Below are 12,940 nucleotides of genomic sequence, written 5' to 3' on the forward strand. Positions count from 1 at the left end.
TCAGCCCCGGTCAAGAATGGGGAGGTATTCGCGCCAGGGTCCCACGGCGGCGCGATACTGCTTCGCCATGACGCGCGCGATCTGCGCGAGGTGTCCCAGGTCATGCGCGACCCAGGTGGCGAGCAACTGACGCAGTGTGACCTCGCCGAAGGCCGGATGTTCACCGCGGAGCGCCAGTTGGCTGTCCGATAGCTGCCAGCTACACAGCGTGGCGAGACTGGCCTCGCGTTGCGTTGTGAACGCGCGCAGCAATTCCGCCAGCGAGCGCCCCTGGCTCGCCTCGAACTGCGCGAAACGATCGAAGGGGGAAAACCGACGGTCGTCGCCCTGCGCGAGAATCAGCTGGGCTCGCGGAATCCAGTCGGTTTTCTCGCCGTGCAGCAGGTGGCCTACGATATCGTACGCGCTCCAGGTGTCCGGACCTTCGTTGACCGATGTCCACGCGGTGTCGAGACCGTCGAGCCACGCGTGCAAGGTGGTTGGCGTGCGGGCGAGAATGGCGCTGCCGTGCGTGAGATCGAAGTCCATGCGAAGCCTCGGTGGGGGCTGTCGGAATGACGCGGTGGTCGCGGGGATCGTATTGGAGATCGTATTATTGGGGCCGAACGACATTCCTTGTCACGAGGCCCCTTCATGCATCTCACGCATCGCGTTGCCCTGATCGGCGCGCTCCTCTGCGGCGCGACGGCACTCGCGGCCCAGCCGGCCACGCTCAGCGTCGGCCGACCCGTCCGCGCCACGCTCGCCCGTGGTGACACGGCGCGATACCGGTTCGACGCCGACTCCAATGTCATTGTCCGCGTGGCTGTTGACCAGATCAGCGCGAATACGATGGTCCGCGTGCTCACGCCGCGCGGTCGCCTGCTGCGCGCGGTGAATGCGACCCCGCGCGGGCTCGAGCGCCTGCAGGTCGAGATCACTGAGACGGGGCTGCATCAGATCGAGGTCATTCCGGTGGACTCTGCCGTCGGGGACTTCTCGATCACCTTGACCGCGCGTGAGCTCTTGTCGAAGGATCCGCGCACCTTCGCGGCGCAGTTGCTCGCTCCCTACGACCGCACCGACGGCCCCGGTGCCGCTGTTGCCGTGTGGCGCGGAGGTCGGATGCTCTTCGCGAAGGGCTACGGCATGGCGAACCTCGCCTACAACGTGCCGTTCCTCGCCACGACGCCCACGAACATCGGATCGACTTCCAAGCAGTTCACGGCATTCGCGGTGATGCTGTTGGTGGAGCAGGGGAAGCTGAGCCTCGATGACGATGTGCGGAAGCACATTCCTGAGCTGCCGGACCTTGGCCGCACGGTGACCGTGCGGAATCTGCTGACGCACACCAGTGGCTATCGCGAGCTGTACAACGGACTGTCGCTCGCTGGTCGCCGCTTCGATGAAGGGGATCATGTCGAGCGGTCGGAAGTGCTCGGCATCGTGCAGCATCAGCCGGCACTGCAGAACTCCCCTGGCGCGGAGTTCAACTACAACAACACTGGCTATGCGCTGGCAGCGCTCACGGTGGAGCGCGTGTCCGGCCTGACGTTCCCTGAATTCATGAAGCAGAATGTGTTCGGACCGATCGGCATGTCGCACACGATGGTGCGAAGTGATCGCCACGGGACCGTCCCCGGTGCGACCGAGGGATACACGCGAGGCGCGAACGGTGAATGGCGTACGCTGGGCGACCTTCCGGCGTCGATGGGCGCCGGTGCGATCTACACCACGCTCGGCGATCTGCAGCGGTGGGTGGAGAACTACGCGCATCCACGTGTGGGGAGCGCCGCTAGCGTCGCGCAGATGATGACGCCGTTCACGCTGACCACTGGCAAGAGCACCGGCTATGGTATGGGACTGTTTGTCGATACCCAAGGACCGCTCAAGCGCATCCATCATGGTGGGGCCGATGTGGCGCACCGCTCGATGCTGGCGTACTACCCCGAGATCGACGCCGGCGTGACCGTGCAGAGCAACGATGCCGGCTTCGATTCGCAGGTCGCGTTTCGCATCGCGCAGGCGTTCTTCACCGAGCTCACGCCGGCGCCTGGCGCCAAGAGTGCCGCCACCTTCGCCTTCGACGCGAAGCGTTTCGATGAGTACGTGGGCCGCTATGCACTCGATGCCGCGCCGCAGTTCATCCTGAGTTTCACCCGATCCGGTGATTCGCTCTTCACGCAGGCCACCGGTCAAGGACGGCTACAGCTGACCGCGACGTCGGATTCGGCGTTCGCGATTCGCGGCGTCGAGGCGTCGGTGACGTTTCTCCGCGATGCGGCGCGGAAGGTGGTCGGCCTCACGCTGAACCAAAATGGTGTGCAGCGGGCCACCCGATTGAGCGGTGAAGCGCCCAAGGCATGGGCACCGACGGCGGCGGAGTTGGCGGCCTATGCGGGGCGATACTTCAGCGACGAGTTGGAGACGTATTACACGCTGAGTGTGAAGCAAGGCGCCCTGATCGTGGAGAACCGTCGATCGGCCGCGGTGAAGCTGTCGGCCAGTGCGAAGGACACGTTCGTCGTCGACGCGACCACGCTGTTGTTCGAGCGCGATCGCAATGGACAGGTGATCGGGTTCTACGCCGGCAATACGCGCACGCGGGACGTGCGGTTTGCGCGCGTGCGGTGAGCTACCCGGGATAGCGCGCCTTGGTGGCTGCGATCGAGCCTGCGATCAACTGCTCGAGCACTGGCAGTTGCACATCGGAGAGCCGCCGGATGTAGAGGCAGGCTTTGCCGATCTTGTGCCGCCCGAGCTGTGCCAGCAGGGCGCGGGTCTCGTCCGTTTCGTACCCGGCGAGCAGGTACACACTGATATCGCCCTTTCGTGACGAGTAACCGACCAGGCACGAGCTCCCCTCGTGGCCGCTGGCATACTTGTAGTGATACGTGCCGAAGCCGACGATGCTGGTGCCCCACATGGTCGGCTCGTGACCACTGAGTCGTTGCATGAGGGCCGTCAGCGCGCGGCAATCCTCACGGCGCGTGTCGTCGGTGATCGCCGCGAGGTAGCTGTCGACACTGACGGTCGTGGGCTTGGTCTTCGCTTCGTACATCGTGCGTCTCCGGTTGAGATGTATGAGGAGTTCAGCGGACAAAAAGCTGTCGTCGGCCGCTCAGACGTGCTCTCCCTGCTCCACCCGCCCGACCCACGATTCGATCGCTGCCGTGACGTGGGCCGGCTGCTCCACACTGCTGGAATGGCCCGCGTGCGGAATACGCACCAGCTTCGACCCGCGAATGGCCGCATGCATGCGCTCCGACTTCAGCGGCACGGTCGCCACATCTTCGTCGCCCACCATGATCAGTGTCGGCGCCGTGATGCGGGAAAGCTCCGGCAGGATCGGCTCGCGCTCGATCACGCCGTTCACGGCCCGCCAGATGTCGCGGCGATTGCGCGACAGCCGCTCGCGCCACGCGTCGCGCTCGGCGGCACGCGCGGGATCCGTGAGAAATGACCGGCCGAACATGATCGGCATGACCTTGTTCGCGATCATGCGGAGACCGAACCATCTCGCCACGCGATTGAGCGTGCGATACCTCGGCACGTTCTCCGGGGGCTCCGCATCGGCGCTCGTTTCCAGCAGCACACACGAGCGCACCAGATCGGGGCGGCGGGCGGCGAGTCGCATGGCCACAAATCCGCCCATCGACAGCCCGACGATGTGTACCGGAGCCACGCCGAGCTGCTCAATGAGCGCGACCGCATCTGCATAGCAGTCCTCGATGCTGATAGCGCGATCAGTCGGCACGTCGCTCTGTCCCTGTCCGCGATGATCCCACGCGATGCACCGGTACCGCGGCCGCAACGTGGCCACCTGCGCATCGAACATTCGCGTGCTCCAGAGCAGGCCGTGCGAGAAGAGCACGGGCGGTCCACTGCCACCGGTGTCTTCGACCCAGAGTCGAACACCGTTGATGGTGAGATGCCGCCCGTTGGTGTTCACATCACATGCCCGGTCGCACGATGACCGCGATGACGATGATCAGCAGCAGGATCGTGGGGACCTCATTGATCCAGCGGCACGCGGTCTCGCTGAGCACGTACTCGCCCTTGAGAAACTTCTTGCGCGTCCACGAGGCGAGTCCGTGATAGCCGAGCAGGAAAAAGACGGCACCGAGCTTGGCGTGCATCCACGGCATCTTCAGCAGCGACGGGTTCATCACCAGCATCGCGGTGCCCGCGCCGAGGGCCACGACCATGGCCGGCGTCATGATGGCGCGAATGAGTCGCCGCTCCATGACCTCGAGCGTGGCGGTCACGGCCGGCTCGCTCCGCTTCTGCACGTGGTACACGTACAGGCGGAAAATGTAGAACAGCCCGGCGTACCAGGCGATAACCGCGATGACGTGTAGTGCTTTGATCGAGAGGTAGCCTGTTCCGTTCACGAAGCCCCGTTCCTGCGTAAATGTTGCGTACCGGCAGAGAGGATAGCATATCGCGACACATCCTGCACGCTCCGAGGGTGCGTTCTGTCGCCGCGCGTGCGTGCCCTATTGGCGTACGCGACGAAGCCGTTCGAGCTCGGCGTCAATCTCGGATGGTAAAAGCAGATTGTCGGCGATCCCGGCGATTTCCTCGGCCTCGCGCCACCGCGCCTCAAGTGCGGCCAGCTCGCCGTCGAGGGCGCGACGCTCGTCGTCCTCGTGGAGGCTCATTTCGAGGGCGAGGCGATACGCGCCGGGGAGTCGACCCAACGTCAGTACGGGGAGCTTCATGTATGATCGCCCTTCGCGATCTTCGGCCGTGAGGAGCGACTTTGCCAGGTTCCCACGCGCGCTCGCCACCTCGACGGCCGCGGACACGGTCTTCGCGCTGTCGCCCTGATAGTTCACGGTGGGAAGAAGCTGAGCGATAGCGCGGCGGGCGCTGTCCCCTTGGAGATTCCTGTAGGCAAAGCCCGTATCCGAATTCGCCTGCCGATGCGCGAGGCGCAGGGTCCAGGCATCGTCTTCGCGATTCACCAGCTCGGAGCGACTGGCATCCCACGCCGAAAGCGACCACAGCATGCCATCATCGTCGCGGACACGCAGGCACACGCGGCGCGCACGGCGGTACATGCTAAGGTGCTGCGTGGCTGTCGATGCGAGCAGGGCGGTCGAAACACCGGCAGTCAGCGACGGTGCGGCACCGATCGCAAAGAGTGCCAGGTGTCCCAATCCGATCACCAGCGGTGGGGCAGCCAATAGCATGGTACGCTGATATCGCTTCCTGAATACGCCGCCATATCGCCACGCCGCGAATTCGGGGAGCATCGGCTTACCGATGCGCACGAGCTCCGTGCCCTCCTGCAATCGGGCGAGGCCGATATGCTCGGTCGCAGACCGCAGCTTCGTGTCGCGATACGCGCGCTCGGCCTCGTCGATCGCCTCCCAGCGACTCTCGAGCGGCGAGAGGTTCCAGCGTGCGCACGTGGGGCAAATAACCCAGAGCCGTCCCTTGGCGGCGTCGAAGGCGAGCCGACGACCGACGGGGAAGTGTTCAATGGATTCATTGCGCCCGAGGGTGCCGGCGCAGAACAGACACGTGGAATACATGCGGAGAGTCTACGGCTGGTATCGTGTGGGCCGATAGTCTGTTGGTTCACGCGAAGGGCGCGAAGAGCCGCGGCCTCTTCGCGGACTTCGCGTGAACCTACGGCGCCGCCGCCGGCACTCAGAACCCGTACAGAGCCGCCTTACGCACCCGATCCTTCGCCGCGCTCAGCGCCGCGCCAAGCTCCATCGGACCGACGGCGATATCCGGAATGCGATCGATCGCGCCGAGGTAGAAGTCACGCCACGCGTCGATGATGTGATGCTCGGTCTCTACCGTGCCGCCACGCGACAGTGTGTCGCGGCCGAGGGCTTTCTGTGTGGCGAGCTCCTTCTCGGCCGCGCGGGTGAGTTCTTCCAGCGCCGCGAGTACGACGGGGCGCGAGCCGTCGGCAAGCAAGAGGCCCGTGGTCAGCGCGCACGAGCCCACGTTGCCCAGCGACGCGGCGCTGACCATATCGATGCGATCGAGGTCGGTGTGGTAGTGTTGATCGGTGAAGTGCCAGAGCAACACGGCGGGGATCTGCGCGTTCAGGAACGGTGTGTGATCACTGCCGCCTTCAAACGGATTGGCCTTCACCACCCATCCCGTTTGCGCAGCGCGGTCGAGGCAGCGCTGGCGCACGAAGTCGTTGAACCAGTGCGCGCGAATGTCCTTCTCAGCCAGCGGCCGTCCGCCCCACTCGCTGTGCTTGTCTTCGCCGCGCACCCAGACGGCACTCGGATCGGGCATCTTCTCGATCAAGAACGTGCCACCGGTTTTCGCGGTGTTCTCACCGACCATATCGAGCGACATGCCCCACTTCACGCCGATGCGACGCACACTGTCTTCCTTGATGTACCGGTCGGTGGAGCGGATTTCGTCGCCCCACAGGAACGTGACCGTGCGCTTCGGATTGGCCGTGCCGGCTTTCACCAACTGCGCCGCAACGCGCGCCATCTCAGCCAGCGTACCGACACCGGTGGCATTGTCGTTGGCGCCCGGCTCCTGCACATGCGCCGAATACATGAAGCGCTCGGACGGTACGGACGCGCCACGGATTTCGGCCACCAACGTGCGCTCGGGCCGACTCTCCAAGAGCGTCTTTACGACCACGTGCACACTGACCGGTCCGCGCGTGATCGCCGACTTGAGCGCATCGCGCGACGCGCGTGAGACGAACAGCAGCCAGCCGGGCGTGAGCGTATCACGCGCGATGCCGGTGAACTGAATGGACGTCACGTTCTTCGACTGCTGGTTGTACTCCGGGAGCTTCTGCGCCGCGAGCACACCGACGGCGCCCTTCTGCATGGCGCGCACGAAGATCGAGCGCGCATTCCCCTCGGCGAGTACGATCTTGCCCTTCACATCGACCGCGGCGAAGTCGGCTTCGGCACCAGCACCCACGTCGACCACCGCGGCGGTTACACCGTCGGGCGCGGTGGACACGGAATTGATCGCGATCATATTCAGATTCTTCGGCCACGACTGCAGAGGCGCCGGCTGCCCCACGATCGTGATCGATGCGCCTTCCGGTGTCCACGCCAGATCACGCATGGGTCGCGACTCGATGCGATACACGAGACGCGCCGTCGGCGACGCCGAGGCTTCATCGACGTAACCGGCCACCCGCAGCAATGACGCGACGGTATCGATCGCGAGGTCGAAGCCTCGATTGCCTGGCAACCGGAAGTAGCGCTGCACATAGTCGACCGTGCGCAAGGCCCGGTCGCCGCTGATGGCGGCGGATACGGCCCGGGTGATCGGGGCCATCGCCGGCGACGGCGCTGATGGCTTCGCGACAGGTTTCCCCTGCGCTACGGCAGCGCCGGCGGGGAGCGAAAGGGCGAGCAGCGCGACCGCGCGCGCGGGCCGTGTGAAGCGAGGAAAATAGCTCATGCACGGATGTTCGGCGAAAACCCGCGCTCTGTCGAGTGCTACGTAGACGCGCTGATCACCAGAAAGCGCGTCCAGTTGGCGGGCACGTCTTCGATGTGCCGCGCAATGATCTCGAGACCGTAGCGTTCGGCTGCCATCTCGCTGGCGACCGCGCCAACCGTGCGGTCGTTCAGTTCCGCGACCATTCGCGCAGCGCCGGCGGTGTCGTCATGCGGCGCCGGCTCGAGCCAGCCGTGACGCGCAAAGAAGATGCGGCACTGCGCGAGGGCCACGGCGTGACTGTGCACGTTGCGCAGCTCGGCGAGCGACGCGCCACGCGGCGCGAGCAAGCACAGGTGAATCGGCACCCGCAGTTCACTACGCTCCACCACCTCGATGCCGGCGCTCCGCAGTGCGTCGAGCGCCACCTTCACCGCCCCGATGATCGCATTCTCCACCGGAATCACCCCATACTCGGCGGCACCGCTGCGCACGCTGGCAATGGCATCCGGGAACGTGCGGCACGGAATCGCGGTCGCGCCGTTCGGCCATTGCTGGCGGATCGCGAGCTCGCTGAAGGCGCCCAACTCACCCTGAAAGGCGACGCGTGGAATCATGGTTTCAACATATTGACTTGGGGATGCACTCACCGTAGCCTCAATGGTATGACGCGTCACCGCTCCGCCCGCTATTGGTATTATACGCCGACCCGCATGGGCCCCGGTGTATTTGGCGTGTGCGACTGATTCGCTGACGCTCCAACACTGTGAGGCTCGTGCAATCGCACGGGCCTTTTGCTTTTCCGGCTCCGGCGACGCTCGACGCCTCGTGATGCTCCACCGCCCTCCATCATGAGACGACCCGATGATCATCGTTACCGTTCCTGGAATTTCCGAAAGCGCCCTCGCCCGACTGATCGAGCACGTCGAGGCCGCGGGATTGCGTACCCATGTGTCGCGCGGCGAGCACCGCACCATCGTGGGATGCATCGGCGACGAGGGTCTGCTGAGCGATCACGGTCTTACGCAGCTCGAGGGTGTGGAGCGCGTCCTCCCGGTGCTCAAGCCGTACAAGTTGGCCTCGCGCGAGTTCTCGGTGCAGTCGACGGCGATTCGCTTGGGCGATGCGGCCGATACGGTGATCGGTGGACGCGATCTGGTGGTGATCGCCGGTCCGTGCTCGGTGGAAGGGCGTGAGATGATGCATGAGACGGCACATGCGGTGCAACGCTCGGGAGCGCGACTGCTGCGTGCCGGCGCCTTCAAGCCGCGTTCGTCTCCCTACGCATTTCAGGGCATGGGCGAGGAAGGGCTCAAGATTCTGGCCGAGGTGCGCGCGGAAACGGGCATGCCGATCGTGACGGAAGTGATGGACACACGACAGGTGGAGCTGGTAGCGAGCTACGCCGACGTGCTGCAGATCGGCGCGCGCAACATGCAGAACTTTCCGCTGCTCACCGAGGTCGGTCGCACGCAGCGTCCGGTCTTGCTCAAGCGCGGTTTGTCGGCCACGATCACCGAGCTGCTGATGGCGGCCGAGTACATCATGGCGCAGGGCAACGGCGACGTGATTCTGTGCGAGCGAGGTATCCGCACCTACGAGACGGCCACGCGCAACACGCTCGACGTGGCGGCAATTCCGGTGCTCAAGCGCGAGACGCACTTGCCGGTCATGGTGGACCCGTCACATGCCGGGGGCCGGGCGCATCTGGTGGCGCCGCTCGCGATGGCCGCCGTGGCGGCTGGTGCGGATGGTCTGATCGTGGAGGTGCATCCGCACCCGGCCACTGCCAAGTCCGACGGTGAGCAGTCGCTGGAGCCGAGCGCGTTTGCCTCCATGATGCAGCAGGTGCGGTCGGTCGCGCTGGCGGTAGGTCGTGAGCCGAGCTGGGAGGTTGAGCTGGCGTCGGTGTGAGACCCTTACAGCAACAGCAACAGCAACAGCAACAGCAACTGCAACTACAATGACGCGAAGGTCGCGAAGTTCGCGAAGGTACGCGAAGAACAGCAAAAGAGAAAAGCTTTGAATGAAAAACGCGAAGGGCTCGAGGTTAGACTCGGGCTCCTTCGCGTGTCTTCGCGTTCTTCGCGGACTTCGCGTGAACGCAGTTGCTGTTCGCTGACTACGCGCCGCTCCTCACCCGATCGGCTTGCGCTCCGCTGGCGGGATCACGGCGCGGCCGATGGTGCCTTGGTCACTGCCGAACCAGATGGTGCGGGTGTTCTTGTCGAACACCATGTGCCGCACCGTATTCGGCGCGGCTTTGCCGATATCGGTGGGCGTGGTGAACGTGTTGGTGCGTGGGTCGAAGCCCACCAGACGGTTCGGCTGCGTGCCCGTTTCCACGAACCAGAGGCGGTCGGCGTCATCGACCGTCATGGCGTAGGGCAGTGACGTGCTGCCGCCGGGCAGGGGCCAATCTTTCACGGTGCCGCTGACCGGATCGAGGCGGCCCAGATAGCCGCGCGAATAGTCCACGTACCACACGGCGCCGTCGGTGGTGAGGGCGATGCGACGGCCACGGGTGCGCTCGTCGGGTAATACATACTCGCGCACGCGCATGCTGGTGGGATCGACGGTGCCGATCTTGTTCACGCCAAACAGGTTGAACCACGGTCGGCCCTTCGCATCGATCACGATGCCGTAGGGGCGCGCACGCGGCGTGGCAATCTTCATGATCGTCACCTTGCCCGTCTTCTTCACGAGGTGGCCGACCATGTTGCTGTTCTGCAGCGTAAACCAGAGATCGCCCTTCTGATCGAACGCGATCGTGTGCGGATCCTTCGCGTCAGGATCGGGCATCGGGTAGCGTGTGATCGCGCCGGTCTTGCCGTCGATCTTTCCGATCATGCCGTTGCGATTCCCGGTGTACCATGCGTCGCCGTCCTTATCGACCGACACGGTGTGCGGAAAGGTGCCGGCATCGATCTCGAGCTTGGTGAACGCGCCGCTCTTCGGATCGAGACGCGCCACGTAGTTGCCTTCCTGCCCCACGAACCACACGCGACCCTGCGCGTCGAGCGACGGATCGCGGGGGCGCGTGTCGGCCCACGGCACGTTCCACTCCGTCACAGCGGCGGTGTCGGCACCGCGCTTCTGCGCGACGGCGATCGAGGGAGCGAAGGCGGCGGCCACCATCGCGGCATACAGTGCGACGCGGGGCAGGCGTGCGGTCTCTCTGCATCGAGAATTCATGCGACGTCTCCTGAGGCGGAAGCCGAGCGGGGCAGCGTCACGCGGAAACAGGCGCCGTGGGCTCGATCGGTCGACGGACGCAGACCAATATGCCCGCCGTGCGCATGGGCGATAGCCTGTGCGATGGCGAGGCCGAGTCCGGCGCCGCCGCCGTGCCCGCTGGCGTCGTCGTCGGGTTGGGACGAAGCGCCGTGCACGAAGCGCTCGAAGAGCCGGTCACGTAGGGCCGACGGCACGCCGGGCCCCTCGTCGTCCACGTCGATCTGCACGAGCTGATCGGTGGCATCGACGCGCACGTACACCGTGCTGGATGCGGGCGCGTGCTTGAGCGCGTTGTCGAGCAGATTCAGCACCAGACGGTGCAGCAGCACGCTGTCGCCATGTATGCGCAGCTCGGCGGTCGCGGGTGATTCGCTGAGCTGCAGTGAGACGCTTCGCGATTCGGCCAGCGACCGCACACTGCGCGCGGCCGTCGCCACCAGCTCGGCGATCGCCACCTCGCGATACTCGCCGATCGGACTGCCGGCGTCGACGCGCGCCAGCAGGAACAGATCGTCCACGACGCGCGAGAGACGCACCGATTCCTGCTGAATTACCTGCAGGGCTTCGCGATACTCCGTTTCATCGCGGGTGCTGCGACGCAACGTGACATCGGCCTCGCCGCGAATGATGGCGATCGGCGTCCGCAATTCGTGAGAGGCGTCGGCCACGAACTGTCGCTGCGTGCGGAACGCGTCGCCCACGCGACCCAGCAAGCCGTTCACGATGTGGGCCAGTCGACCGAGCTCGTCGTGCGGATTCACGACCTGCAGCCGATCGTCGAGATTCGCGGCGGTGATGCTGGCCGTGCGCGTCGTGATCGCGTCGAGCGGGGCGAGACTACGACGCGCGAGGGCGTAGCCGGCGATCACCGACGCGAGCAGCGCGAGCGGAATCGCCAACAGCAACGTGGTGCGTACGGCGCGCAGCAGCAGCCGATCGTCTTCGAGCGAGTGCAGCGCGGTGACGAGGAGGGGAGGCTCTCCGGGATCCTGCACCATCGGCGCGAGTCGCGTGACGCCGGCGCGCCAGTCGACACCGCGCATGTGAATGGTACCGACGGCAACCTGACGCTCGTCGGCAATCTCGGTGGCACGCGTCTGCACGATGTCGCGCAACAGCGTACGCACTTCATCGGGCAGGAGCACCGCGTCGTCGATCGTGTTGATCGATGTGCGCGACGGTCCGGGCTGACGGGCCGCCATGAGCTGCGCGCCTTCGTCGGCAATGAAGACTTCGAGATCGCCGACACGCAGTTCGCGCAACACGGCTTGCTCGGTTTCGCCACGCACCTCTTCCACATCGCCGCGGGCCTGCGCCGCCGCTCGTTCGGCGCGGATCGCACCGGCGACCACGCGCGCCGACTCGCGCACGGCGGCATCGGTGCGTTGCCGGAGTGTCGTGGTCAGCGTGATCCAGCCAGCCAGCGCGAAGGCGCCGAGGACGAAGGCGAGCACACTGGCATTCCAGAGCGTGAGGCGCATCCGGATGGAGAGGCGCATCACACTGCTCGTCACGCTGCGCCGCGCGCTCGCGCTCACGTCGGCGCAACGTCTGAGAGTATGTAGCCGGCGCCGCGACGGGTGTGGATCAGCGGTGGCCACGGTGCGCGGTCGATCTTGCCGCGCAGTCGATTCACGTACACTTCGACCGCGTTGGTGAACGGATCGTGATTGTCATCCCACACATGCGCGACGATATCAGCGCGCGAGACGACATTGCCGACACGGCGCGCGAGCAGTTCGAGCAACGCATACTCTTTGGCGGTGAGCGCAATGGGCACACCGGCGCGCGAGACCGCGTGCGATTGCAGGTCGATCTCGCAATCGCCAACTCTCACGAGCATGGCCTGCAGCGCTTCTGGTCGGCGCAGCAGCGCGCGCAAACGCGCCAGCAGCTCGCCGAAGTCGAACGGCTTGGTGAGATAGTCGTCGGCGCCCTGATCGAGACCAGCAATGCGATCGGCGACCGCGTCGCGCGAGGTGAGCATGAGCACCGGCGTGCGGACGTTACGGGCACGCAGCGTGGACACGACCCCGAAGCCATCGGTGCCCGGTAGCATGACATCGAGGATGATCGCGTCGTAGCTGTTCACGACGGCCTGGACGATGGCGTCGGAGCCGTTCTCGCACACGTCCACCGCGTACGCCTCCTCGCGGAGACCGCGGGCGATGACGCGCGCGAGGCGGGGATCATCTTCTACGACGAGCAGGCGCATGGCGACCATGGAGAATGGGACGGATGGCGTGGGAGCAGCGGGCCGTCGTTAATCGTGGTGAAAGGTGCCCGCTCGTACTCTCCCCGAGTCTCATCGTTTCGCCCACCCAGG

12 protein-coding genes are annotated in these 12,940 nt (G+C 65.4%); 2 read left to right on the forward strand and 10 right to left on the reverse strand.

All coding sequences use genetic code 11. The annotated features are described in order from the left end of the window. Entirely contained in the window at window positions 1-528 is a 528-nt protein-coding gene (locus tag HKW67_RS16205) for a DinB family protein (RefSeq protein ID WP_171226381.1), read from the reverse strand. A gap of 105 nt (window positions 529-633) precedes the next feature. On the opposite strand from HKW67_RS16205, the gene HKW67_RS16210 reads away from it, so the two are divergent. Beyond that, a complete protein-coding gene (locus HKW67_RS16210; RefSeq protein ID WP_171226382.1) occupies window positions 634-2,613 on the forward strand; it encodes a serine hydrolase domain-containing protein in 1,980 nt (659 codons plus the stop codon). Window position 2,614: 1 nt separating this feature from the next. On the opposite strand, the gene HKW67_RS16215 is transcribed toward HKW67_RS16210, so the two are convergent. From HKW67_RS16215 to HKW67_RS16240, 6 genes are all read right to left on the reverse strand, one after another. Further along, on the reverse strand, window positions 2,615-3,040 hold the full coding sequence (locus tag HKW67_RS16215) for a DUF1801 domain-containing protein (RefSeq protein WP_171226383.1): 426 nt from the start codon (window positions 3,038-3,040) through the stop codon (window positions 2,615-2,617). 60 nt (window positions 3,041-3,100) lie between these two features. Next, on the reverse strand, window positions 3,101-3,931 hold the full coding sequence (locus tag HKW67_RS16220) for an alpha/beta fold hydrolase (protein WP_171226384.1): 831 nt from the start codon (window positions 3,929-3,931) through the stop codon (window positions 3,101-3,103). Window position 3,932: 1 nt separating this feature from the next. Continuing rightward, window positions 3,933-4,373 carry a protoporphyrinogen oxidase HemJ gene (hemJ, locus tag HKW67_RS16225; RefSeq protein WP_171226385.1) on the reverse strand — a complete coding sequence of 147 codons (441 nt, stop codon included), beginning with the start codon at window positions 4,371-4,373 and terminating at the stop codon, window positions 3,933-3,935. Between the two features lie 105 nt (window positions 4,374-4,478). Further along, window positions 4,479-5,522, reverse strand: coding sequence for a hypothetical protein (locus HKW67_RS16230; protein ID WP_171226386.1), 1,044 nt, complete (start codon window positions 5,520-5,522; stop codon window positions 4,479-4,481). 118 nt (window positions 5,523-5,640) lie between these two features. After that, the gene (locus HKW67_RS16235) at window positions 5,641-7,398 is read right to left on the reverse strand and encodes a M28 family peptidase (protein WP_171226387.1); all 1,758 of its coding nucleotides are present in this window, start codon (window positions 7,396-7,398) and stop codon (window positions 5,641-5,643) included. 38 nt (window positions 7,399-7,436) lie between these two features. After that, complete coding sequence (locus HKW67_RS16240) at window positions 7,437-7,994, reverse strand: prephenate dehydratase domain-containing protein (RefSeq protein WP_171226388.1); 558 nt, start codon at window positions 7,992-7,994, stop codon at window positions 7,437-7,439. Between the two features lie 247 nt (window positions 7,995-8,241). Here HKW67_RS16240 and aroF point away from each other — a divergent pair, with 247 nt between their 5' ends. Next, window positions 8,242-9,291 carry a 3-deoxy-7-phosphoheptulonate synthase gene (gene aroF, locus HKW67_RS16245; RefSeq protein WP_171226389.1) on the forward strand — a complete coding sequence of 350 codons (1,050 nt, stop codon included), beginning with the start codon at window positions 8,242-8,244 and terminating at the stop codon, window positions 9,289-9,291. 222 nt (window positions 9,292-9,513) lie between these two features. Here aroF and HKW67_RS16250 read toward each other — a convergent pair whose 3' ends face one another. The 3 genes from HKW67_RS16250 to HKW67_RS16260 are packed head-to-tail and all read right to left on the reverse strand — an operon-like array spanning window position 9,514 to window position 12,838. Then, window positions 9,514-10,572 carry a Vgb family protein gene (locus HKW67_RS16250; RefSeq protein WP_171226390.1) on the reverse strand — a complete coding sequence of 353 codons (1,059 nt, stop codon included), beginning with the start codon at window positions 10,570-10,572 and terminating at the stop codon, window positions 9,514-9,516. After that, window positions 10,569-12,113, reverse strand: coding sequence for an ATP-binding protein (locus HKW67_RS16255; protein WP_171226391.1), 1,545 nt, complete (start codon window positions 12,111-12,113; stop codon window positions 10,569-10,571). Before HKW67_RS16255 ends, HKW67_RS16250 begins: the two co-directional genes overlap by 4 nt. A gap of 35 nt (window positions 12,114-12,148) precedes the next feature. Continuing rightward, complete coding sequence (locus HKW67_RS16260) at window positions 12,149-12,838, reverse strand: response regulator (RefSeq protein WP_230981036.1); 690 nt, start codon at window positions 12,836-12,838, stop codon at window positions 12,149-12,151. Between the last annotated feature and the right edge of the window lie 102 nt (window positions 12,839-12,940).

It is taken from the genome of Gemmatimonas groenlandica (assembly GCF_013004105.1).
Classification (GTDB): Bacteria; Gemmatimonadota; Gemmatimonadetes; order Gemmatimonadales; family Gemmatimonadaceae; genus Gemmatimonas; species Gemmatimonas groenlandica.

Excerpts from the sequence above, each read along its gene's own strand:
- HKW67_RS16240 (WP_171226388.1), bottom strand. The coding sequence starts at position 7,994 with ATGATTCCACGCGTCGCCTTTCAGGGTGAGTTGGGCGCCTTCAGCGAG.
- HKW67_RS16260 (WP_230981036.1), bottom strand. The coding sequence starts at position 12,838 with ATGGTCGCCATGCGCCTGCTCGTCGTAGAAGATGATCCCCGCCTCGCG.
- aroF (WP_171226389.1), top strand. The coding sequence starts at position 8,242 with ATGATCATCGTTACCGTTCCTGGAATTTCCGAAAGCGCCCTCGCCCGA.
- HKW67_RS16230 (WP_171226386.1), bottom strand. The coding sequence starts at position 5,522 with ATGTATTCCACGTGTCTGTTCTGCGCCGGCACCCTCGGGCGCAATGAA.
- HKW67_RS16250 (WP_171226390.1), bottom strand. The coding sequence starts at position 10,572 with ATGAATTCTCGATGCAGAGAGACCGCACGCCTGCCCCGCGTCGCACTG.
- HKW67_RS16235 (WP_171226387.1), bottom strand. The coding sequence starts at position 7,398 with ATGAGCTATTTTCCTCGCTTCACACGGCCCGCGCGCGCGGTCGCGCTG.
- HKW67_RS16215 (WP_171226383.1), bottom strand. The coding sequence starts at position 3,040 with ATGTACGAAGCGAAGACCAAGCCCACGACCGTCAGTGTCGACAGCTAC.
- HKW67_RS16255 (WP_171226391.1), bottom strand. The coding sequence starts at position 12,113 with ATGCGCCTCTCCATCCGGATGCGCCTCACGCTCTGGAATGCCAGTGTG.
- HKW67_RS16210 (WP_171226382.1), top strand. The coding sequence starts at position 634 with ATGCATCTCACGCATCGCGTTGCCCTGATCGGCGCGCTCCTCTGCGGC.
- HKW67_RS16205 (WP_171226381.1), bottom strand. The coding sequence starts at position 528 with ATGGACTTCGATCTCACGCACGGCAGCGCCATTCTCGCCCGCACGCCA.